The sequence below is a fragment of the Stenotrophomonas sp. AS1 genome (assembly GCF_048957655.1).
GTDB classification, from domain to species: domain Bacteria; phylum Pseudomonadota; class Gammaproteobacteria; order Xanthomonadales; family Xanthomonadaceae; genus Stenotrophomonas; species Stenotrophomonas bentonitica_A.
In genome coordinates this window covers 466,965-488,885 of record NZ_JARVXM010000007.1, presented here as the reverse complement: position 1 = coordinate 488,885, position 21,921 = coordinate 466,965, and the positions used below count along the sequence as shown (strand labels likewise).

Below are 21,921 nucleotides of genomic sequence, written 5' to 3'. Positions count from 1 at the left end.
AGACCAGGCGAGCGCTCGTGGCGCATCCGCTCAAGAGGTTAACCGATCTCGAACACCACCTCTTTCACCGTGCCGGTAAACGGGAATGGTCCCTTGTATTGCGTCGACACGGCTTCGCCGAGATCACGACCGATGTCCATGGTCTCGGTGGCGCTGTAGCGGGCCGGCGGCACATGGGCGAATGGCAGGCTCGCCACCTCGTTGCCGTTGATCGCCAGGCGGCCGGTTCCGCCGCCGCCGTAGGCCTGGCTTTCATGGGTGTAATGGAAGGATACGGTCACTTCTCCAGCAGGAAGCCGGGTTCCGGCACGGATGAGGTCGCGCTCGCGGCCGAAGAAGTTGTTCTCGTACATCAGTTCGCCGTCCTTGACGAAGAACGCGTAGCCCGCGCTGCCGCCCGCCGCGACAATCACGCCTTCCGCGCCGCCCTGCGGAATGACCAGGGTGGCGGTGATGCTGTGGCTGCGCGCCTTCACGTCGGGGGCGGTGCCCTCGCTGATGCGCGTGGTGCCGCCGTAATATTTGAACCGCGCCCGGCCACGGGTCACGCTGGGGCGGTCGGGCACGTGCGCGCGCTCGGAGAAGCGATCATCCAGCGGGAACACGAAATTGGCGTCGGCCTCCTGGCGGAAGATCTCCAGCAGCTGCGCCAGCTTCTCCGGATGCGTGGCCGCAAGGTCATTGGCCTGGCTGAAGTCCTGGCTCAGGTCGTACAACTCCCAATGGTCGCGTTCGAAATGACCGTCGCGTCCCAGCAGCACCCACGGCACGCCATGGTGCGCCGAGGCGATCCAGCCGTCATGGTAGATCGCCCGGTTGCCTGCATTTTCGAAGTACTGGGTGAGATGGGTGGACGGCGCATCGGCATCGGCGAAGGTATGCAGGAAGCTGGCACCGTCGAGCTTCTGCTGCCGGACCCCATTGACCGCTTCGGGGAAGGCGATTCCGGCCGCTTCGTAGATGGTCGGCGCGATGTCGACCACGTGCTGGAACTGCGCGCGCAGTTCGCCACCGTTCTTGATCCTGGCCGGCCAGGTGATCGACACCCCGGTGCGGTTGCCACCGAAGTGACTGGCCACCTGTTTGGTCCACTGGAACGGGCAGTCCACCGCCCAGGCCCAGCCCACGGCGAAGTGGTTCTCGTGATGGGACTGTCCGATCTCATCGATGGCCGCCAGCATGGTCGGAACGTCATCGGGGAGCCCGTTCTGGGTCGCCATGTTGTTCAACGTCCCGAGCAGACCGCCCTCCGGGCTGCACCCGTTATCGCCCAGCACCGCGATGATCAGCGTGTTGTCGGCGTTGGGCAGCGCGTTGACCGCCTCGAGCAGGCGGCCGATGTGTTCATCCAGGTGGGTCAGGAAGCCGGCGAAGCACTCCATCTGCCGGGCGAACAGCCGCTTTTCGTCCGCACTGTAGGTGTCCCAGCCGGGTAACTCGGCCGGCCGCGGGGTGAGCTGCGCATCGGCGGGAATCGCACCGACGGCTTTCTGGTTCTCGAACAACTTGGCCCGATAAGCGTCCCAGCCTAGATCGAACTGCCCCTTGAAGCGTTGGATGTACGGCTCGGGCACATGGTGGGGCGCATGCATCGCCCCGGGCGCCCAGTACAGGAACCACGGGCGGTCCGGGGTGATGGACTGGCGGGTGTGCAGCCACTGGATGGCCTGGGTCGTCAGGTCGTCGGTGAGGTGGTAGCCCTGCTCGGGGGTGGTCTCCGGCTCGACCGGCGTGGTGTTCCTGAACAATTGCGGGGTGAACTGGTTGGTCTCCCCGCCCATGAACCCGTAGAAGGTCTGGAAGCCCTTGCCGGTGGGCCAGCGATCGAAGGGCCCGACCGGGCTGGTTTCCCAATCAGGCGTGTTGTGCCACTTGCCGAACGCGGCCGTGCTGTAGCCGTTGTAGGCCAGCACCTGCGGAATGGCCGCATTGTCGTCGGCCCACATGCTGTTGTAGCCGGGGAAGCCCGTGGACGCCTCGGTGATCGAACCGTTGCCGGTGCGGTGGTGGTTGCGGCCGGACAACAGCGCCGCCCGGGTCGGCGAGCACAGCGCGCAATTATGGAAGTGGCTGTAGCGCAGGCCGTTGTGCGCCAGCGCATCGATGTTGGGGGTGGGGATCAGCCCGCCGAACATCGAGGTGCCCCCGTAGCCGAGATCATCGATCAGGATGACCAGCACATCCGGTGCGCCGGCCGGCGGCGCCACCGGCTGCGGAAAGTCGGCCGTGGCCTCCTTGTAGTTCTCGGTGATCGTCCCGGAGAACGCCGGCACCGGCAGGGGCAGATTGCTGACCTTTGTGTTCATGGGGCGTCCTGTGAATGAGGGGCAGTTGGAAGTCCGTCACTGAAGTCTGCGTTGCAGCCAGCCGCTCGGCGACCGCAGAACTACTGGCGGGCCCGGGTGAAAACTACTGGCCGCTGCCCCACGCCAGGCAGCTCGTCGGGCCGGACTACCGGCCGCCCCACACCGGCCGCCATTCGTCCCTTCACCCCCGGAATCCAGCCCCAGGCCAGTGCGGCTGGGCCTTGCCGGCATCACACTCATCGGCATCACGCACAGCGCCAACCGAAGGAACGACTTCCATGAAACGACGCGATTGCCTCAAAGCCGGGCTGACCCTGCCCCTGCTGCCCACGCTGCTCAAGGCCGGCCCCGCCTTCGCGGCGACCGGTGCGAGGGTGCGGCCGGGGAGCGCGGCCTGGCCGGCGGCGGCCGAGTGGGACCGGCTGTCGCGTGCGGTAGGCGGCCGGCTGTCGGTCCCCCAGTCGCCGTTCCTGGCCGACCCTGCCACCCGCGCGGCCGCCCTGGAGCAGTTGCAGAACCCCTTCTTCCTCGGTGACCAGCCCGCCCTGACCCAGACCAGTGGCTACTTCGGGGCGTGGCGCTCCGTACCGAGTGCCAAGGTGGTCTCGGCCGCCAACAGCGCCGACGTTGCCGCCGCGGTGAACTTCGCCCGTACCCACCGGCTGCGGCTGGTGGTCAAAGGCGGTGGGCACAGCTACCACGGCACGTCCTGCGCGCCGGATTCGCTGCTGGTCTGGACCCGCGCGATGAACCAGGTCGAGCTGCATGACGCCTTTGTGGCCCACAACGCCCGCCCGGGCACGGCGCCACAGCCAGCGGTGAGCGTTGGCGCCGGGGCCATGTGGATCGATGCCTACGATGCGGTCACCACCCGCGGTGGGCGCTATGTCCAGGGCGGCGGCTGCACCTCGGTGGGGGTGACCGGCCTGGTCACCGGCGGCGGCTTCGGCAGCTTCTCCAAGGCGCATGGCACGGCGGCGGCCAGCCTGCTCGAGGCCGAGATCGTCACCGCCGACGGCCAGATCCGCATCGTCAACGCCGACAACGACCCGGAACTGTTCTGGGCCCTCAAGGGCGGCTGTGCGGCGAGCTTCGGGATCGTGACCCGGATGACGCTGCGCACCCATGCCCTGCCCGACACGTTCGGCGGCGTCTCCTGCCAGATCCAGGCCAGCGACGACGCCAGCTGGCAGGCGCTGGCGGCGGAGATGCTGCGCTTCTACCGCGACACGCTGTGCAACGCGCACTGGGGCGAGCAGATCACCTTCACCGACACGCGCCGGCTCTCGGTCTCGATGGTGTTCCAGGGGCTGTCGCGCGACGCGGCCGAAGCCACCTGGTCGCCGTTCCTGGCGTGGGTGCGTGCACGGCCGGCCTACACGATCACCGACCCCCTGCAGGCCTTGGCGATGCCGGCCCGCGATTTCTGGGATGCCGATTTCTTCCGACAGCATGCCCCCGGGTTCATCGCCGAGGACACCCGCGCGGGTGCCTCGCCGCGGCACATGCTGTGGAAGGGCGATCAGGGCCAGGTCGGCTGGTTCCTGCACGGCTACGCCTCGGCCTGGCTGCCGTCGGGCTTGCTGGATGATGCGCGGCGTGAGCAGGCGGCGGCCGCGATCTGCGCTGCGGCCGAGCACATGGATGTCGGCCTGCACTGCAACAAGGGCCTGTTCGGTGCCCCGGCCGCTGCGCTGGCGGCCAGCCGTGACACCGCCACCCATCCTGCGGTGCTGGATGCCTTCGCGCTGGCCATCACCGGCAATGCCGGCGGACCCGTCTTCCCGGGCCTGGGCCTGAAGGTGGACGAGCCCCGCGCACGCCGGGGGGCCTTGAACGTGGCGCGCGCCTACCAGGCGCTGAGCGCGGTGGCCCCGTCCGCACCGGCTTACGTCTCCGAGAGCGACTACTTCCAGACAGACTGGCAGCAGGCGTTCTGGGGACCGAACTACCCTCGCCTGCAGGCGGCCAAGCGCCGTTACGATCCGCAGGGGCTGTTCGTCATCCACCACGGGGTGGGCAGCGAGGACTGGAGCGCGGACGGTTTCGAACGCATCCGCGGCTAGGCCAGCACGTGACGCAAGGCCTGGTGCGCGCGCCGGTTCTCCGCCGGCGTGCCGATGGTGATCCGCACCCAGGTGTCATACGGGGCGAACACCCGCGCGATGCGCACGCCCTGCTGCAGCAACCCGGCTGCGACGGCTGCATGCGGGCGCCCGGTGTCGACGAACACGAAATTGCCGGCCGCCTCGGTAGAACGCAGGCCCAGCCCGGTCAGCACCTGCTGCCAGCGCTGCCGCTCCAGCGCAACGCTGCGCCGGACCTGGGCCACGTGGGCGGTATCGGCCAGCGCCGCCGCTGCCGCGGCGAGAGAGAGCTGGTTCTGCGCGTGCGCGCCCCCTACCCCGCGCTGACGCAGCGCTCCGGCCAGCCCGGTCGGGGCCAGCGCATAGCCGACCTGCAGACCCGCCAGCGCGTGGATCTTGCCCAGCGTGCGGAACACCACCACGTTCTGGCCCTGCCGCAGCAGGCGCACCGCGCTCAACGCGGCTGCATCCTCACGGTAGTCCAGGTAGGCCTCATCGACGATCACCAACGTGCGCGCCTGCGCGGCGCTCACGAAACGATCGAAGTCCGCGCCCGGGCTGAGCGTGCCGGACGGGTTATGCGGATTTACCACGAACAGCGCGCGGGTGTCCGGCGTGATCGCCGCCAGCAATGCGGGCAGGTCATTCTCCAGCCGCGCGTTCAACGGCACTTCCACCGCCCGCCCGCCAAAAGGCCTGGCCGCATCCACCAGCGCGCCGTAGCCGGGCACCGAGTAGATGAAGCCACCGGCACCTTCGGTCAGCGCCAGGTGCTGGCCAAGTGCTTCCAGCACCTCACCGACAATGACCTGCTCGGGCGCGACCCCTTCCAGCGTGGCGATCTGCACCTGCAGGGCCTGCAACTGGGCGGCGCTCACATAGCGCGGCGCTTCCACCAGCGCGCGCTGCACGGCCGGCCCCACCCGCGGCGAGGGACCGTAGCTGCTTTCGTTGAGGTCCAGCCGCAGCACATCGGTAGCGGTGTCGGCGGCGGCGGACGGTGCGGCCGCAGCGGCCGATCCGGCCACCGGCGCCAGCGCGGCCACCGCCGCCGTGGTCAGACCGGCACTCAGCCAGTGCCGGCGCTGCGGATCGGCAGGCAGCGTGCCTGCCATCGTGGGACGGGTCATTGGAAACGGGCCTCCAGGCGGGCGTAGTAATACGTGCCACTCCAGCCGAACGGCGACAGTTCGCTGTACGGGAACACGCCAAAGGTATCCGCACCGGAGACCTGCGGGGTGGTGGCGATGTTGCGGGTGGGATAGGTATTGAACAGATTGTTCGCGCCCACCACCAGGGTGACGGTGTCGGTGGCGCGGAACGCGATGTCCAGATCAGTGACCCAGCGCGCCTCCAGCGTCTGGATCACATCGAGATTACCGGCCGTGCCGGCTTCGGTCGGCAGCGTGCGGAAGCGGGTCGAGCCCTGCGCGAAGGCAGCGACGTTGGCCGCACTTTGGTTGGTCGCCGCCACCCCTTCGATCTCACCGTAGCGGTGCGTGCCCAGATGCAGGCCCCAGCGGCCGACGTCCCAGCCCAGCGCGAGCGTCAGGTTGTCGCGCGGCTGGCCCTTTTCCACGCGGGTGCGCTCGGTGACATCGAACAACGGCGTGCGAACGCCGAGCGCGGTGAGCTGCGACGGGGTCGAGGCGACGTGGGTCAGCTCGGTCTTGTTGCGGTTGTAGGCGACGGTCGCGGTCAGCCGGCCATGATCGGCAAGGTCCCACAGGTAGCGTGCCGACGCATCCACGCCGGTGGTGCGGGTATCTGCGGCATTGCTGAAGTAGCGCACGCTGGTCACCCCCGGTGAACCCAGCGCCGCGAGGTAGTCGCGGATCGCGGTGGAGCCGGCCGCATCGACGAAGTTGCTGGAAAGGAAGATGCGGTCATCGATATCGATCCGGTACACATCCAGTGATGCGCTGAGCCCGCCGATGCCCCAGGTGAGGCCGGCGGTGAGATTGGTGGCCTGTTCCGGCTCCAGCGACCGCGCACCCAGCGCGCGCGCTTCCACGGTATCCACTGGCGCGGTGCGCACCAGCACGTACTCCGGCACCCCGGTGACGGCATTGTTGAGCGTGCGGCTGCTGGTGGAACTGAAGTACTGCTGGGCCAGTGCGGGCGCATGGAAGCCGCTGCTGACCGAGGCGCGCAGCGCGACCCCGCCATCGAGCTGGTAGCGCAGCGCGAGCTTGCCGTTGGTGGTGCTGCCGAAATCGCTGTAGTCCTCCCAGCGCCCTGCCAGCGAGACCAGGAAGCGGTCGGTGACGTCGGTCTCGGCCTCGGCATAGGCCGAGATGTTGTGCCGATGGTGGTTGCCCGCATCGGCCGGCTGGATGCCGGCGAAGCCCTGCGAGCCGATGGTCGGCACGCTGCCGGCCGAAGGCCCGTCGAGCACGCGTGCCGGGCCCCACACATACGAGTTCAGTTCACCCGGCGAAATGCCGTAGGTATCGCGGCGGAACTCCGCACCCAGCGCGAGTCGCAGCGGCGCATGCCAGCCCAGTTCGATACTGTTGCTGGCATCCAGGTTGGTGGTCCACTGCGAGGCCTCCAGCGCGCCGTTGTAGAACGCGGTCGGGCTGTCGGCACCCAGCGTGGCGTTGAGCGTGTTGCGGGTGCGGTAGACCAGCTTGTTGCGTCCGTAGACGCTGCTCAGGTCCCAGTGCCAGTCACCGAGCAGGCCCTTGATGCCCGCACCAAGCGACGCATTGGTGCTTTGGGTATCGACCCACGGCAGGAATCCGTCCGGGTAGATCGCACGCACGTTCTCGACCTGGCCGGCGCGGCGCAATGAGGCATTGGAGCTGCCTTCGCTCACCCCATAGCCGCCGAAGGCGTAGGCCTCCAGGCCCTCGGCCCAGGCCAGCGGCTTGCGCAGATTGCCGAACACGGTCTTCTCGACCGTGTCGGCCGAATCGGCGAAGCGCCACAGCGCATCGCGATCGATGGTGGCCTCACGTGGATCGGCGACCGCACCGGCGGCCGCACCGCCGATCGGGGCCAGGCCGGTGCCGGAGCCGAAGGTGCTTGATGGTGCCACCGGTGCCCCGTTGCGGCCGATGCCGAAGTACTGCTGGCGGGTATCGGGCAGTGCGCGGTTGGCAGCCTTGCGGTCACGATAGTCCCAGGTCAGGTGCAGGCCACCGCCCTCGGCAAAGGCCACGCCGGTATCGAGCGCGACGGCCGTCGTACCACCGCCGCCATCGCGGGTGGTACCGCGGCTGACGCGACCTTCAAACCCGGCATCCTCGCGCAGCACGATGTTGATCACCCCGGCGATCGCATCGGAACCGTACTGGGCGGACGCCCCATCGCGCAGCACCTCCACCCGCTCGATCGCGCTGACCGGGATGGCATTCAGATCGGTGGAGACCGCGCCCTTGCCCACCGTACCGCCGGTATTGACCCAGGCACTGGCATGCCGGCGCTTGCCGTTGACCAGCACCAGGGTCTGATCCGGCGACAGCCCGCGCAGCGTTGCCGAGCGGATATGGGTGTTGCCGTCCGGCGTGGTCGGGTGCGGGAAATTGAACGAGGGCAGCAGCGACTGCAGGATCTGGCTGATGTCGGTGTAGCCGCTGCTGCGGATGTCCTCGGCGCCGAGCACGTCGATCGGGACCGGGGACTCCAGCACGGTGCGTGCCTGGGTGCGGCTGCCGAGCACGGTGAGCTGGTCGAGCTGGGTGACCGCCGGGGCGTCGCCGGGTGATTGGGCGTGGACCGGCAGGGTGGAGAGCAGGCTGGCAAACACGGCGACGGACAGACGGCGACGTCGCAGCACGGTGGCGCGAGGATTCATGGCAACTTCCGCAGAGATCGGGCGAGGCCCGCAAAAGACGATGGAGCGCGGCGCAGGTGGCACGTCAACGGCGACATCGCCGTGGCAGATGGAAGGCAGGCAAGACAGGCTCCCCCGGGTGACCTGCGGCCCATGTTGCAAACTTGCTGCAGAGCGTCAATCCACCCCGCCGGGCGTACCCTCGCGCGCCCGGACGCCTCCGCCATCGCCCTCGCTCAAGTCACTGATTTCACTCGATGGCGGTGGCGGCGCAGCGACCAACGCCCTTACCCATGGGCATATCCACATAGCCGACGGTGTTTGCCGCCCGACGGCCAACGACCGCCCGATGCCGCCGCCTGCGCGGCCATGACGATCCGCAGATGCAGGCGCACACGCGCAGGCGTAGCCTTCGCGCAGCCTGCCCGCCAACGGAGATCGCCCCGTGTTTCCGATCACGCCCGCCCGCGTTGCCCCTGCCCTGCTTGCCTTCGCCATCGCTGGCGCGGTGGCCCTTCCTGTCCCGGAGGCGCGTGCACAGACGCCTGCGAACTCACGTGCCGTTGCCCCCGCCTCGTTCAACGCACTGCTCGATGCGCAGACGATGGCCGCGATCAACGCCGATCCCGAACTGCGCACGATGCTGGGCATCAGCGGCGACGCAGCGGGTGATCTGTCCGACCAGTTGACCGACGTCTCGCTGGCGCGGCGCGAGGTCAACCGCCGCGCGATGGCCGACAACCTCGCCCAGATCAAGGCCTGGCACGGCGCGCCACTGGATCCGCAGCAGCGTCTGAGCGACGGGCTCGCGCGCTGGTTCTACCAGGCCCAGATCGATCTGATGGAGGTGCCGTGGGCCGCAGCATGGTTGCCGGTTGGCGGCAGCACCTACGCGGTGGATCAACTGTTCAGCCTGCCGGTCAACCTGCCGCAGTTCATGGACAACCAGCACACGGTGACCGATGACACCAGTGCACGCCACTACATCGCGCGCCTGCGGGCCATGGGGCCCAAGCTGGACCAGGTCCGGGCCAACATGGACATGCAGGCCCGCCAGGGTGTGGTGCCGCCTGAGGTGGCGCTGGAGGGGGCGGCCAACCAGTTCCGTACGCTGCTCGCGCCTGCACCGGAAAACAGCCTGTGGGTGCAGTCACTGCAGCGCAAAGTGGACAAGGTCCCCGCCATCGCCGCCCCGCGCCGGGCAGAGCTGATCGCCGAGGCGACCACCGCCGTGCGCGACGCCGTCAATCCGGGGTACCAGCGCCTGCTCGATGACGTGCAGGCCAAGCTGGCCACCCATCCCGGCAACAAGGGGGTGTGGGCCCTGCCCGAGGGCAAGGCGTATTACGACGCGGCACTGCGCTGGTACACCAGCACCGATCTGGATGCCGATGCGATCCACCAGATCGGCCTGCGCGAAGTCGCGCGCCTGGACAAGGCCATGGATGCACGCCTGAAGCAGCTGGGTCTGCGCGACGGCACGGTTGCCGCGCGGATCGAGACGCTACGCAAGGATCCGCGCTACCTGTATCCGGACAGCGATGCCGGCCGCCAGGCGCTGATCGGCGACATCCAGCAGCGGCTGAGCGACCTGGGCCCGATCCTGCCCACCTACTTCGGCCACCTGCCCGCGCAGAAACTGGTGGTGCAGCCAGTGCCCACGCACATGCAGGCCACCTCGCCGGGCGGTTACTACTACCCCCCGGCGATGGACGGCTCGCGGCCGGGCACGTTCTTCATCAACCTGGGCGATATCACCTCCAATACGCGCTGGAGCATTCCCACCCTCACCTATCACGAGGGCTCGCCCGGCCATCACTTCCAGATCTCGATCGGCCAGACCCTCACCGACCTGCCGATGCTGCGCCGCAGCCTCAACCCGAGTGCGTTCAGCGAGGGCTGGGCGCTGTATGCCGAACAGTTGATGGCCGAGGCCGGCGTGTATCGGGACGACCCCGCCGGTGACCTCGGTCGGCTGCAGGCCGAAATGTTCCGCTCGGTACGGCTGGTGGTGGATACCGGCCTGCACCGCAAGCAGTGGACGCCCGAACAGGCGATGGCCTACATGCAGGCCAAGACCGGGATGACGCCGGGCGATGTCCGCATCGAGGTCTATCGCTACCTGGTGCAGCCCGGCCAGGCCTCGTCCTACAAGATGGGCCAGCTGCGCCTGCTGGAACTGCGCGAGCACGCCCGCAGGCAACTGGGCGACCGCTTCGACATCCGCGCCTTCCACGACCTGATCCTGGGCAATGGGGCGATGCCGATGACGGTGGTCAGCCAGGCGGTCGAGGACTGGATCGCCGCCGGCGGGCCACCCTCCGCCCGCGCCCCCTGAGCGCACCGCGCAGGCGCCGGTGTGCGGCCGGCGACTGCGTATAAATACCTAGCGGCTTACCGTGTAACTCCGGTTGTCCGCGGCGTGGGCGGTCCGCAGAGTGTCAACAGGGCCGGCCGGTCGCGCGGCCCATCGACGACACTCTGGAGACCGTCATGCCGCGCACCCCGTCGCGCCTGCTGTTGGCCCTGGTCTTGGCCGGACCGCTGCTGTTGTCACCGCCGCCGCTTGCCGCGCAGACCGCGCCGGCGACGATCGATGCCGAGGCGATCCAGGCCCTGACCCGCATGGGCACCGCCCTGCGCGCCCTGCCGCACTTCTCACTCAGCGCCACGACCAGCACCGAGTATGTGCTCGATGATGGCCAGAAAATCGCGTTGCCTGGCACCGTCACGTATCGCGTGCTTGGACCGGACCACTTCTTCGCGGAAATCCAGAGCGACCAGCAGCACCGCCAGCTCTTCTACGACGGCAAGGCCCTGACGATCTACTCCCCGCGCCTGAAGTACTACGCCACGCTGGATGGATTGAACAAGAGCAGCCAGGCGCTGCTGGCCGAATCGGCCACCACCTATGGCATCGAACTGCCGCTGGCCGACCTGTTCCTGTGGGGCACGCCGGCGTTCCCGACCGATCAGTTCCAGTCGGCACTGCTGGTCGGCAGTGCCCGCATCGGCGGCGAGGCCACGCACCATTACGCCTTCCGGCAGCCCGGCGTGGATTGGCAGGTCTGGATCTCCGATGCCACCCATCTGCCGCGGCAACTGGCCATCACCAGCCGCAGCGATCCGGCCCTGCCCACCTACCAGGCCACGTTGAACTGGGACACGCGGCGCACGGTGACCGCGAAGGAACTGGCCTTCGACCCCAAGGGGGCCACCAAGATCGTGTTCGTTCCGGTCGCGCTGGCCGCGCAGACCACGCCTGACGGGGAGAACTGAGCATGGACCGTTCCTCGACGCTTCGCGCCGCACTGGCGCCCGCCTTGATCACCCTGCTGCTGGGCAGCGCGTTGCTGCCGGCCGATGCCCAGGCACGGCCGGGCCTGCGCGGCTTTGCCCATCCTTCGATCGCCCATGCCGGCGGTTTCGGTGGCGGAGGCTTCGCGCACGGCGGTGGCGGCTTCGCGCCGCATCCGCCGGGGCCAGGCCCTTCGCCACATCCCGGTCCGTGGCCCCGCCCCGAGCCGGGTCCGCATCCTGGTCCGGGTCCCGGTCCCCACCCTGCTCCGGGGCCGGGACCCGGGCCGGGACCTCATCCGCCAGGTCCGGGTCCGGGTCCGGGGCCGGGTCCGCATCCGCCTGGGCCTGGTCCAGGTCCTGGCCCGCACCCGCCGGGTCCCGGGCCGTACCCGCCGCCGCCGTACTGGGACCACCCGTTCTGGGATGCCGCGGCATTCACCGCCGGCGTCGCGGTCACCTCGGCGGTGATCGGTTCGGTGGTGTACTCGCTGCCGGTGGACTGCAGCACCGTCATCGTCAACGGCCTGGGCTACCAGCGCTGTGACAATGCCTGGTACCAACCGCGCTACTCCGGCACCACCGTGCAGTACGTGGTCGTGGATGCACCGCAATGATCTGCCGCCCCCCAGCGCTGTCCCGGCTCACGCTGCTCGCCGGCATCGCCTGCGCGGCGCCGCTGGCCGCGCAGGAGGCGCCGGCCGGCCCGGCGTCCTCCGATGACATCGCCCGCAAGCTCGCCGACCCCGGGGCGGCCCTGATCTCGGTGCCGTTCCAGTACAACTACCAGGGCTCGGTCGGGCCGGGCGGCGACGTCCACAATCAGCAGTTGAAGATCCAGCCGGTGATTCCCTTCGTCGGTGAGAACGGCAAGTTCATCCTGCGCCCGATCCTGCCGTTGAGCTGGAATCAGTTCCCGGAAGACAAGCACGGGACCGGCGATCTGTTCGTGCAGGGGTACTACATCCCCAAGACCGCCTCCGAGGCACATGGCACCGAGGTCGGCTTCGGCTTCGCCGCGCTGCTCGATACCGCCTCGCACGACAGCCTGGGCACGGGCAAATACTCGCTCGGCCCGGCCTTCATCGTGGTGCACAAAACGCAGAAGTGGACCGTCGGTGCACTGGCCAACCATGTCTGGTCGGTGGGCGGTGACAGCGACCGCGAGGATGTCAGCAGCACCAGCGTGCAGCCCTTCCTCACCCGCAACCTGCCCCAGGGCTGGTCGCTGAGCTTCACCTCCGAGACCAACTACAACTGGAAGGCCGACAGCGGCGACGCATGGACGGTGCCGCTGGGAGCGACCGTGTCCAAGGTGCTGCGGCTGGGCCACACGCCGGTGAGCATCGGAGTGGGCGGCTTCTACAACGTTGACCGCCCACAGTACGCCAGCCGCTGGACCGCGCGGATGATGGTGACCCTGGTCTTCCCCGAATGATGCCGACGCGCGCCACCTGGTGCGCGCACTGAAGAGGACATGATCATGCGACTGCTGCGCACCGCCACCGCCCTAGCGATCGCCGGGGCGATCCTCGCCTTGGTCGCCGCCTGCAGGCCGGCGCCATCGAGCCAAGCCACGACCGCACCGAGTGAGCCGCCCGCGGACGCCGCCGCCGATACGCGCGCGATCGCCCGCGATGCGTATGTGTACGGCGTCCCGATGCTGGGCGAGTACCAGACGATGCACACCTTCAGCATCGACACCGCCAACCCGCAGTACAAGGGGCCGTTCAACACCATCCTCAACATCGCCCGCGTGTTTACCCCGGCCGACACCGCCTTCGTGACGCCCAACTCGGACACGCCCTACTCGTTCGCCGGGCTGGACCTGCGCGCCGAGCCGGTGGTGATCACCGTGCCGAAAATGGAAGCGGAGCGCTACTTCGTGTTCCAGCTGATGGACCTGTACACCTACAACTTCGCCTACATCGGCAGCCGCACGACCGGCAATGAGGGCGGGCACTATCTGATCGCCGGCCCGGACTGGCAGGGCGCCGTTCCCGATGGGATCACCCAGGTGATCCGTTCGGAAACCCAGCTGGTCAGCCTGGTCGGGCGCACGCAGCTGTTCAACCCCGCCGACCTGGACAACGTCAAACGCATCCAGGCCGGGTACAAGGTGCAGCCATTGTCGGCGTACCTGGGCACACCTGCCCCGCCGGCGCCGGCCGCAGTGGACTGGCCCACGCCGTTGTCCGGCAGCGAGGCACGCACCTCGCCGGCCTTCTTCGGCCAACTGGCGTTCCTGCTGCAGTTCGCCCCGCCGCACCCCAGTGAAGTGGACCTGCGCGCGCGCTTTGCCCGGATCGGCATCGTGCCGGGGCAGCCCTTGGACGTGGCGGCGCTGCCGCCGCCGACGCTGCAGGCGTTGAAGGACGGGATGGCCGATGGCCAGCATGACATCGACGCGCGCCGCAGCGGGCTGGGCGGGAAGATGGACACGCTGTTCGGCACCCGCGAATTCCTCAAGAACGATTATGTCGCGCGCGCCACCGGCACCCAGATGGGCATCGGCGCCAACTCGCGCGACGAAGCGCTGTATCCCATCTACGAAAAGGATGCCGACGGCGCCCCGCTGGACGGCAGCCAGCACCGCTACGTGCTGCGCTTCGGCAAGGACGGCCTGCCGCCGGTGAACGCGTTCTGGTCGCTGACCATGTATGACCTGCCTGGCCAGCTGCTGGTGGCCAACCCGATCGACCGCTATCTGATCAATGCTGCGATGCTGCCGCAGCTCAAGAAAGACGCTGATGGTGGCGTCACGCTGTACCTGCAGCACGACTCGCCGGGGCCGGACAAACAGAGCAACTGGCTTCCGGCGCCCAACGGCCCGTTCATGGCCGCGATGCGCTACTACTGGCCCAAGCCTGCGCTGCTGCAGGGCCAGTGGACCTCGCCGCAGATCGAGCGGGTGCAGTGACCGCTGTTGTTTCCGGAGGTGCCGTGATGAAACTCTGCCTACCCGTGTTGGCGCTGGCCTTGGCCAGCGTTCTTGTTGTCGGCTGCACTTCCAGTGCACCCGCGCGCAGTGATGCGCCGCCATCAACGGAAAAACGCGAGGCGCAGAACCAGGCGCGCACCGCCACCGCCGCCGTGTTGTCGCGGCTGTACGCGGCCCAGCCCGGCGCCCGCCAGGCGGTGGAACAGGCCGCCGGGTATGCGGTGTTCCGCAGCTTCGGGGTCAAGGTGCTGATCGCCGGCGGCGGTGGTGGGCATGGCGTGGCCATCGACAACCGCAGTGGACAGGAAACCTTCATGCGCATAGTAGAGATCCAGGCAGGCCTGGGATTCGGCGCCAAGACCTTCGATCTGGTCTGGGTGTTCAGGACACCCGAGGCATACCAGGACTTCATCACCCGCGGCATCGAAATCGGCGGCCAGGCCACGTTGGCCGCAAAGGTCGACAAGGCCGGCGGCGGCCTCACCGGCGCCGTGCAGGTCTCCGACAACGTGTGGGTCTACCAGATGACCGAGAGCGGCCTGGCCGCGGAACTGACGGTCAAGGGCACCCGCTACTACCCCGATAAAGCCCTGAACTGAGCCGACAGGCCAAGGAGCTTCCATGCACGGCCATCCGCTGGTCTGGATCGTCAGTCTATTCGTGCTGCCGCTGGTGGCCGCGCTGGTGCTGAGCCTGTTCGTCCGCCACCGCGGCCTCAGTGCCAATGCGGTGCTGGCCTGGTTCGTGATCGTGTGCTGGTGCGGCGCGCTCGGGGTGATCCTCTCGCAGGTGTGGTGAGCAGTGCCGGCCGCTGGCCGGCATCACAGTGACTGCCCGAGCTCGATGAACACCACGTTCTCGCCGCCCTCGCGGAAGCCCATGCCGAAGATCAACGGGCCGATCCACGAGTCGAAGCCGAGGAACACGCTGCCGTTCCATATACCGTCGCTCAAGGACATGTCGCTGCGGCGCTGCCAGGCGTTGCCGTACTCCACCGTGCCACCCACCTGCGCTGAGCGGCCGAGCAGCTTGCCCAGCTCGTAGGTGTAGCCGGCAAAGCCGAGGGCGTAGTCCTGCCCGGTCAGCTGGTTGTGCTGGAAGCCGGCCAGCCGCCAGCGGCCGCCGAGCCGGTACAGGTTCTGCACCGGCGCCGTGCCGGAGGATGTCACGTGATAGCGCAGCCCCAGCTGCAGCGCGTGCCGGCCGAACGACCGGGCCGCCACCGCATCCAGATCCAGCTGGCCAAAACGCGCATCGGCACCCAGGCTGGGGCTGGACTGGTACGTGCCGGCATTGACCAGGTAACCATCGCGCGGGAAGTAGACACTGTCGATGTCGTCCAGCGTCGCCTGCGCGATCCAGGCGCCCTCCTCGAAGTTCACCCGCGGGATGGCTGGATCACCGACCTCTACCTCGGCGTTGCCGGTATAGCGCTCCACCCCGACCGACAGCGCAAGCACATTGGACACATTGCGCACCAGCGCCAGCGTGCCGCCGGTACGGCGCACCCGATAGCGCGCGATCTTGTCACCTTCTTCGTCATACAGATTGAAGCTGCGGGTCTGGAAGCCGCCGCCGGCCTGGAAGGCGTAGCGGTTGTGCAGATCGAAAGGACGGTAGTACTGCCCCGTCAGCCCCGGCTCGCTGCCGATCTGCAGGGCGATGCGCGCCTCGGCACCATAGGGCGACAGCGGCGAGAACAGCAGTCCCGCACGCAGGTTGCTTTCGTGGTTGCCCTCCAGATCGTTGCTCAGGCTCAACCCGGCCTCCAGGTAGATGGGGCCGTTCGGCTTGGGATAGGCCGATACGAACACACCCGTGTGGCCATCGCGCTCGCGCACGTCGTAGTTGATGCTGGCCAGGGTACCCATGCCGTAGGCGCGCAGGACACCGGCCTGCATGCCCTTGATGTCCAGCGGCTCGCCGATCTGGACCGGCAGGTAGCTCAGCAGCAGTGCATCGGCGTAGCCGGTGTGGTTCTCCACCTCGACGAACTCGATCCGGTCCGTGCCGACGGGACGTTCGCGCTGCACACGCTGCGCGGCCAGCTGCCCATATACCTGCGGGCTCTGCGCGAAGGCGCGCAGCGCCGGGGCGGCCTGTTCGGCAGCGAGCTGGCCGATCCGCAGGGCTTCGGGCGCCTTGTCGAAATCGCCGGTGGCAACCTTGCCGGTCAGGTCCGGCGAGATCAGCAGGTCCTGCGTGCCCAGGCTGTCCAGCTGGGTCTGGGCGCTGCGGGTGGTCAGGAAGCCGCTCAACTGGCTGATCACATCCACCAGGCTGGCATCGCGATCCAGCGGCTTGAGCGGCGTGCCCACGTCGACCGCGATCACCCGGTCGGCACCCATCGCGCGCACCACGTCGATCGGCACCTGGTTGGACAGTCCACCATCGAGCAGCACGTGCCCGTCGATCACCACCGGCCGGAAGATGCCAGGCAGGGACATGCTCGCGCGCATCGCCATCGGGAGGTTGCCCTCGGACAGCACCACCGGCTGCCCGGTGTTGATATCGGTGGCGACTGCGCGGAACGGGATGGGAAGATCGTCGAAGCGGCCGCTGACCCGGCTGCCGCCGGTGGCACGCTCGAACAGCGCGATCAGCTTCTCGCCCTCGGACACGCCGCCGGCCAGCGCCACCGCCTTGCCCTCGCCGCCCAGCCCGATGCCGATCGGGGCCAGCTGTGCGTAGTCGTCTGCCTTGCGCCGCAGGGACCGCTCGCGGCGCGGCAGGGTATCGGTGAACAGGCTCAACCACTCGGTGCTCAGCACCACCTGCTCGATCTGCCCGGGCGTGGAGCCGGAGGCATACAGCGCGCCGACCAGGGCGCCAGCGCTGGTGCCGGCGATGCAGTCCACCGGAATGTGCAGCGCCTCGAGCTGTTTGAGGATGCGCACATGCGCAATGCCGCGCGCGCCACCGCCGCCCAGCGCCAACCCGATGCGCGGACGGGTATCGCCGGGACCGCGTACGCCGCAGTGGCTGCCCTCGCCGGCCACCACGGCCGGCGCGACCGGCTCGGCGGCCTGCAGTGGTGCAGGTGCACCGGCCGCACACGCCCCTGCAAGCAGCAGCGATGCTGCACGCGGAAATGTTTGGGGGTGGCCTATCAACGCCATGCGCTGCCGACCTGGATGTAGAACGTGTCGTCCTCCGGGCCCCACGCATAGTCCACGCCAACGTGCATTCCCAACTGGCGGGCGATCAGATAGCGCACGCCCGCGCCTTTGGAGACCTGGCTGGCGCCGTCGCTGAAACTGTTGCGCCGCCCCCAGGTGCGTCCCGCGCCGACGAACCCGATCAGTGCCCAGCGCTGGGTCATGTTCCAGCGCAGCTCGCTCTCCAGCACCGCCGCGCGCGTGTCCTGGTAACGGGCCGAGCCGATGCCGCGCAGGTCGATGTAGGGCAGCCGGTAAAACGGGATTTCACCGTTGGCCCAGCGCGCATCGGCGCGGCCGCCGAGCACGAAGTACCTGCCCATCGGCCAATAGCCGTAGGCGTGCCCGCGATAACTCTGGAAGGTGGCATCACTGCCGATGCCCGGCAGGTAGACGTTGCCCTCGACCATGCCCAGCCAGCCCCTGGAGGGCGTGAACGGATTGTCGCGGGTGTCGTATTCCAGCGACAGGCCGAGGCCGGAGCTGCGCTTGGACAGCTCGTGCGGCTGGAACCGGTCACTGTCGGAGGCAACATCGAAGCCGATGTCCAGGTCCATGTAGACCCAGGCCAGGCCCAGGTACAGGTCGCGGTCGCCAAGGCGACGGAACCCCTGCTGGAACGACATCAGGCCATCCATGTTGTATTCGATCTTCTGCGCAGGCAGCAGCGTGCCCGGGGTGTAGAAGCCCAGGTTGAACGAGGTCTTGGCCACGCCGCCCCGGTAACGCCAGCGGTCATCGTCGAAATGCAGCGACGCGCCCACGCCGTAGGCTTCACTGCCGTTGGACGTGCGCATCGCCCCGCCACCATAGATGTCCGGCGTCACCATCTTCGGTGCACCGCCCTCCCCTCGCGAGCCGGAAGCCGCAGGGCGATGGAAGAACGCCAGCGCCACACCGCCCCCGTTGCCGACCGCCGGGTCGGTCACGATGATCGGTACCGGCAGGAAGCCGCGGTGCTCGAGCAGCCAGCGCGACATGTCGAAATGGCCATCTTCGGCGTCACGGAACAACGAAGCCTTCGCGGTCGACGCCGGCGCTGGCACGCGGGTCTGGACCGGCGCCGCAACTGGCTGGGGCGCTGCCTGGGTGCCCTGCTGGGCAACGGCGCTCCAGGGCGCAAGGACGCCCAACAGCACTACCAGGCGTACGGCATGGCCGATCGACACGGGGCACCTCGAGGGATGGGAAGCAGGACGGCCCGTCAGTTCAAGTGCGTGGGCCCGTGCCGGTGGGAGGGGGACAGCCCGGGACGGGCCCGCGCGGTTGAACGCGTTTGCATCTTCGGCGCAGCACTCAGCGTGCGGCGGTCGCACCCGGCGGGAACGCAGCGAACAGTTTGTCCAGCCCTGCTTCCACCGCCGCATTGACCTTGTCCGGCGACGTCGGCACCGTGCCGCTGGCCGTACCACGCCACACGGCCTGTTTGGTGCGGGCATCGAACATGTCCACCACCAGGGTGCCCACGTCATACGTATGCACCGTGGTCGTGGCGTTGCCCATGGCCATGCCGCCGCCCCAGCCACCGCCGCGCCAGCCCCACCCGCCCATGCCGGTGCCGCTGTAGAAGGTGTCCAGGGTCTGCTTCTGGCTGTTGGCGATGTGCGCGGCCAGCGCGATGTCGCCGTTGGGGGCTTCGCGCAGTCCCTTGGCCTGCAGGCGGGCGTTGATGCCGTCGATGATGCGTTGCTGCACCAGCGGCGAGCTTGCCTCGGGCTTCATCGCCCAGGTGTAGGTCTTGTAGGAGCTGAAGCTGGCCGACGGATCGTAGTCGGTCTTGACGGTCGGGGTGGAGGCGCAGGCGACCAGGGAGGTGGCCAGGACGGCGATGGCAAAAGCTTTCATGACGCGAGTCTCCAGGGGCAGGATGGAAAGACGCGCTGCGTGTGCAGCCGTCCTGTGGGCTGGCAGAACGACGAGGCGCGTTCAGCGCGGCGGGTTGATCACCACGTACTGCACGGTGGTGCCGGCATAGCGCGGCTCGTACCAGACATTGCCGCACTGTTGGTAGGCCATGCCGTTGATCACGGTGGTCACGCAGCTGGGCGGCACCGAGGTGACGATCGAGCCGATCACCGCCGAGGTCACCGCCACACCGGCGGTCACGGCTGCGGCGGTCGCGAACGGATGGTCGTCCCAGTGGTTCCAGTGATCGTCGTGGTAATCCACGTTGACGTTGACGTTGCGATCGACATTCCGGTTGACGTTGCGATTGACGTTGCGGTTTGCATCGATGTTGCGATTGATGTTGCCGCCACCGCCGCTATTGATGTTGCCGCCCTGCGGGCGCTGCACGGGCCGGTTGATGCTGGTGTGGGCACTGGCACGTGCACCACCGCCATGGAAGCCGCCGCCGCGCTGGGCACTGGCTGGCGCGGATACCGTCAGCAGGAGTACCAGGAGCAGGCCGGCGGCCAGGGAGGACGCCACGAAGAAACGATTGATCACGGTCCGCATGTCAGTTCTCCTGCCCGGCAGCGTCGATCACCACCGCGACCGGGACCAGCTTGATCCGCGCCGCATCGGCCGGCGGCGTGAACTGGAATGCAGTAGCCGCGACCGGCGTGCGGGTATCCCAGCGCAGCTGGGCGCGGTACTGCGGCAGCGCCGGATCATCCAGCGAGGTGATCACCAGCTTCCTGGGCAACGAAGTCGCCTTGCTGACCCACAGCTGCCAGTCCACCGCGTCCTGCTTGAACGCGTACTGCTCGATGGCCTCGCCATCGAGGGTGCCGCCGCCGATATGCAGCGCGCCGCGAATGGCGGTTTTCGGGGCTTTGTCGGTGCCCCAGAGGAACATGTCGGCCAGCGGCATGTCGATGCCGTAGCGGCTGGCGGCGTCTTCGACGAGCTCGCCGAGCGTGGCGCTCACCCCATCCACCTGGGCGTAGTACTTCAGGCGTGGGGAGTACAGCGACAGCGACTTGCCGTCGTAGAACAACTGGCGAAGCTGGCGATCGCTGCGCAGTTCCAGGAACAGCTGGTTCGGCGTCCTGACCTTGTAGGTAACCACGCCGTCCAGCTCGACCTTCTGGCCGTCATCCAGGACGATCTCCGTACTGGCCTGGGAGGTCAGCGAGAACTGTTTGAGAGCGCGCAGCGCCGCGCCCATGCGATCCAGCGCGGCAAGCGCCTCTGGATCGCGTTCAGGCCGGTCGGCCGGCGCAGTCGCCGGTGGGGCAGCCGCGGCGACGCGGGTGGCCGCGGCTGCCGCAGGCGCCAGCGTGGCCAGCAGCAGGCACGCCGACCAGGCAACGGGGGGAATGGCAGAGGGCATGACCGTTACTCCACAGGACGGAAGACAGGCGGCCGCAGTGGCGCGGCCGGGATCAGAAGCCACCGCTGATCGAGAGGCTCCAGGGATCGCCCTCGAACCGGTTCTTGACGCTGAATTCGCCGACATAGCGGAACGAGACATCCAGATGCTCGCCGCCGGACCACTTCCTGCCGTAGGTCAGCACCGGGCCGAGGCCGAACGAGCGCCCCTTGAATCCATCCAGGCGGTCCGCGGTGTCGCCCTTGTCGTCCTGCAGCTGCTGGATCCAGCCGCCGGCCGCGCCGAAGCCCCAGCCGCTGGCGGTGCGCTTGACCAGCAGCAGGTCCGCACGGGCGACCACGCCGTTCTTGTAGTCGGTGTCGTCGTTGCGGGTGTACCAGTCGGTGGCGCCCAGCACGCTGAATTCCAGCGTGCCCTTCTGGAACAGGTGCGTGTAGCCGACGCTGGGCGAGAACGTCCAGATGTTCATGCCCGGGTTGGCCAACCGGTCGGGGTCGTACTTGGCGGTGGGTGCATACACATACACGCCGAAGGACAGATGCTCCACCTCACTGATGTGGTACCCGGCGATCACCGGGGCGAAGTACACATCGAACAGGTTGGACGCGTGATCCTTGGCCTGGAAGCGGTTGCCCAGCGGCCCCGCGAGGTTGGCGGTGACGTCGGCGTCGATGTAGGGCACGGTCAGCATCGAGGCGAAGTTCCAGCGCCCGGCCTTGGTCGGCCAGACATACACGCCGGTGGCGGCAGTCAGGCTGACGTCGGCTTCCAGGCCCAAGGAGATCTGGCCGGCGATCGGTGCCGGGCGGTTGCCGCTGATCTTGCCGTTGTACTGGATGTAGCTCAGCGACCACTGCATGCCCGGCTCAGGCGGGATGACGCCGGCGTAGGAGGTGATCTGCATGCCGGTGATCGAGCGACCCAGCGCACCTTCAGTGGCTGCGACGGGAGCGCTGCCCAGCGCCAGCAGTCCGCCCAGGCACAGGGCCAGCGGGCCGCGCGGCCGGCGCCGGGGCATGGTGGGTGCAGGGGTGTTCATGGCATCGGCCTCCGGGACGGAAGGGGAATCGCAGT

General features: G+C 68.3%; 17 protein-coding genes. 8 read left to right on the top strand and 9 right to left on the bottom strand.

Annotation, left to right across the window (positions count from 1 at the left end):
- Positions 1-38 precede the first annotated feature (38 nt).
- On the bottom strand, positions 39-2,306 hold the full coding sequence (locus PV764_RS14085; RefSeq protein ID WP_019184659.1) for an arylsulfatase: 2,268 nt from the start codon (positions 2,304-2,306) through the stop codon (positions 39-41).
- 278 nt (positions 2,307-2,584) lie between these two features.
- Between PV764_RS14085 and PV764_RS14080 the strand changes: the two genes are divergently transcribed.
- Positions 2,585-4,372, top strand: a complete 1,788-nt coding sequence (locus tag PV764_RS14080) for an FAD-dependent oxidoreductase (protein ID WP_421116901.1) — start codon at positions 2,585-2,587, stop codon at positions 4,370-4,372.
- Here PV764_RS14080 and PV764_RS14075 read toward each other — a convergent pair.
- Positions 4,369-5,523 carry a pyridoxal phosphate-dependent aminotransferase gene (locus tag PV764_RS14075; protein WP_421116900.1) on the bottom strand — a complete coding sequence of 385 codons (1,155 nt, stop codon included), beginning with the start codon at positions 5,521-5,523 and terminating at the stop codon, positions 4,369-4,371. The two genes, PV764_RS14080 and PV764_RS14075, sit on opposite strands and share 4 nt — an antisense overlap.
- Positions 5,520-8,195: a TonB-dependent receptor plug domain-containing protein gene (locus tag PV764_RS14070; RefSeq protein ID WP_421116899.1), complete on the bottom strand. Its 2,676-nt coding sequence runs from the start codon at positions 8,193-8,195 to the stop codon at positions 5,520-5,522. Before PV764_RS14070 ends, PV764_RS14075 begins: the two co-directional genes overlap by 4 nt.
- Before the next feature lie 424 nt (positions 8,196-8,619).
- Between PV764_RS14070 and PV764_RS14065 the strand changes: the two genes are divergently transcribed.
- The 7 genes from PV764_RS14065 (at position 8,620) to PV764_RS14035 (ending at position 15,210) form a co-directional block, all read left to right on the top strand.
- Positions 8,620-10,512, top strand: coding sequence for a DUF885 domain-containing protein (locus PV764_RS14065; RefSeq protein ID WP_421116898.1), 1,893 nt, complete (start codon positions 8,620-8,622; stop codon positions 10,510-10,512).
- A gap of 155 nt (positions 10,513-10,667) precedes the next feature.
- Positions 10,668-11,453 (top strand): DUF2092 domain-containing protein, encoded by a 786-nt coding sequence (locus PV764_RS14060; RefSeq protein WP_421116897.1) that lies wholly within the window; start codon positions 10,668-10,670, stop codon positions 11,451-11,453.
- 485 nt (positions 11,454-11,938) lie between these two features.
- Positions 11,939-12,088 (top strand): hypothetical protein, encoded by a 150-nt coding sequence (locus tag PV764_RS14055; protein ID WP_261996769.1) that lies wholly within the window; start codon positions 11,939-11,941, stop codon positions 12,086-12,088.
- On the top strand, positions 12,085-12,909 hold the full coding sequence (locus tag PV764_RS14050; RefSeq protein WP_399617694.1) for a hypothetical protein: 825 nt from the start codon (positions 12,085-12,087) through the stop codon (positions 12,907-12,909). Before PV764_RS14055 ends, PV764_RS14050 begins: the two co-directional genes overlap by 4 nt.
- Before the next feature lie 39 nt (positions 12,910-12,948).
- Entirely contained in the window at positions 12,949-14,391 is a 1,443-nt protein-coding gene (locus PV764_RS14045; RefSeq protein WP_421116896.1) for a DUF1254 domain-containing protein, read from the top strand.
- A gap of 26 nt (positions 14,392-14,417) precedes the next feature.
- The gene (locus PV764_RS14040) at positions 14,418-15,011 is read left to right on the top strand and encodes a YSC84-related protein (protein ID WP_421116895.1); all 594 of its coding nucleotides are present in this window, start codon (positions 14,418-14,420) and stop codon (positions 15,009-15,011) included.
- Positions 15,012-15,033: 22 nt separating this feature from the next.
- Positions 15,034-15,210, top strand: a complete 177-nt coding sequence (locus PV764_RS14035) for a hypothetical protein (RefSeq protein WP_019184670.1) — start codon at positions 15,034-15,036, stop codon at positions 15,208-15,210.
- Positions 15,211-15,233: 23 nt separating this feature from the next.
- Here PV764_RS14035 and PV764_RS14030 read toward each other — a convergent pair whose 3' ends face one another.
- The 6 genes from PV764_RS14030 to PV764_RS14005 all read right to left on the bottom strand — a co-directional run bounded on the left by PV764_RS14030 (position 15,234) and on the right by PV764_RS14005 (position 21,886).
- The gene (locus PV764_RS14030; protein ID WP_421116894.1) at positions 15,234-17,531 is read right to left on the bottom strand and encodes a patatin-like phospholipase family protein; all 2,298 of its coding nucleotides are present in this window, start codon (positions 17,529-17,531) and stop codon (positions 15,234-15,236) included.
- Positions 17,522-18,739: a BamA/TamA family outer membrane protein gene (locus PV764_RS14025; protein ID WP_421116893.1), complete on the bottom strand. Its 1,218-nt coding sequence runs from the start codon at positions 18,737-18,739 to the stop codon at positions 17,522-17,524. Before PV764_RS14025 ends, PV764_RS14030 begins: the two co-directional genes overlap by 10 nt.
- Positions 18,740-18,866: 127 nt before the next feature.
- Positions 18,867-19,415 (bottom strand): DUF4136 domain-containing protein, encoded by a 549-nt coding sequence (locus PV764_RS14020; RefSeq protein ID WP_019184673.1) that lies wholly within the window; start codon positions 19,413-19,415, stop codon positions 18,867-18,869.
- An 81-nt stretch (positions 19,416-19,496) separates the two neighbouring features.
- On the bottom strand, positions 19,497-20,027 hold the full coding sequence (locus tag PV764_RS14015) for a hypothetical protein (RefSeq protein WP_421116892.1): 531 nt from the start codon (positions 20,025-20,027) through the stop codon (positions 19,497-19,499).
- Position 20,028: 1 nt separating this feature from the next.
- The gene (locus tag PV764_RS14010) at positions 20,029-20,847 is read right to left on the bottom strand and encodes a DUF2092 domain-containing protein (protein ID WP_421116891.1); all 819 of its coding nucleotides are present in this window, start codon (positions 20,845-20,847) and stop codon (positions 20,029-20,031) included.
- A 52-nt stretch (positions 20,848-20,899) separates the two neighbouring features.
- Positions 20,900-21,886, bottom strand: coding sequence for a SphA family protein (locus PV764_RS14005; RefSeq protein WP_399617676.1), 987 nt, complete (start codon positions 21,884-21,886; stop codon positions 20,900-20,902).
- Positions 21,887-21,921 lie beyond the last annotated feature (35 nt).

Coding starts and splice junctions, on each gene's coding strand:
- PV764_RS14020 (WP_019184673.1), bottom strand. CDS start 19,415: ATGAAAGCTTTTGCCATCGCCGTCCTGGCCACCTCCCTGGTCGCCTGC.
- PV764_RS14050 (WP_399617694.1), top strand. CDS start 12,085: ATGATCTGCCGCCCCCCAGCGCTGTCCCGGCTCACGCTGCTCGCCGGC.
- PV764_RS14005 (WP_399617676.1), bottom strand. CDS start 21,886: ATGAACACCCCTGCACCCACCATGCCCCGGCGCCGGCCGCGCGGCCCG.
- PV764_RS14075 (WP_421116900.1), bottom strand. CDS start 5,523: ATGACCCGTCCCACGATGGCAGGCACGCTGCCTGCCGATCCGCAGCGC.
- PV764_RS14070 (WP_421116899.1), bottom strand. CDS start 8,195: ATGAATCCTCGCGCCACCGTGCTGCGACGTCGCCGTCTGTCCGTCGCC.
- PV764_RS14080 (WP_421116901.1), top strand. CDS start 2,585: ATGAAACGACGCGATTGCCTCAAAGCCGGGCTGACCCTGCCCCTGCTG.
- PV764_RS14045 (WP_421116896.1), top strand. CDS start 12,949: ATGATCATGCGACTGCTGCGCACCGCCACCGCCCTAGCGATCGCCGGG.
- PV764_RS14030 (WP_421116894.1), bottom strand. CDS start 17,531: ATGGCGTTGATAGGCCACCCCCAAACATTTCCGCGTGCAGCATCGCTG.
- PV764_RS14085 (WP_019184659.1), bottom strand. CDS start 2,306: ATGAACACAAAGGTCAGCAATCTGCCCCTGCCGGTGCCGGCGTTCTCC.
- PV764_RS14015 (WP_421116892.1), bottom strand. CDS start 20,027: ATGCGGACCGTGATCAATCGTTTCTTCGTGGCGTCCTCCCTGGCCGCC.
- PV764_RS14010 (WP_421116891.1), bottom strand. CDS start 20,847: ATGCCCTCTGCCATTCCCCCCGTTGCCTGGTCGGCGTGCCTGCTGCTG.
- PV764_RS14060 (WP_421116897.1), top strand. CDS start 10,668: ATGCCGCGCACCCCGTCGCGCCTGCTGTTGGCCCTGGTCTTGGCCGGA.
- PV764_RS14035 (WP_019184670.1), top strand. CDS start 15,034: ATGCACGGCCATCCGCTGGTCTGGATCGTCAGTCTATTCGTGCTGCCG.
- PV764_RS14040 (WP_421116895.1), top strand. CDS start 14,418: ATGAAACTCTGCCTACCCGTGTTGGCGCTGGCCTTGGCCAGCGTTCTT.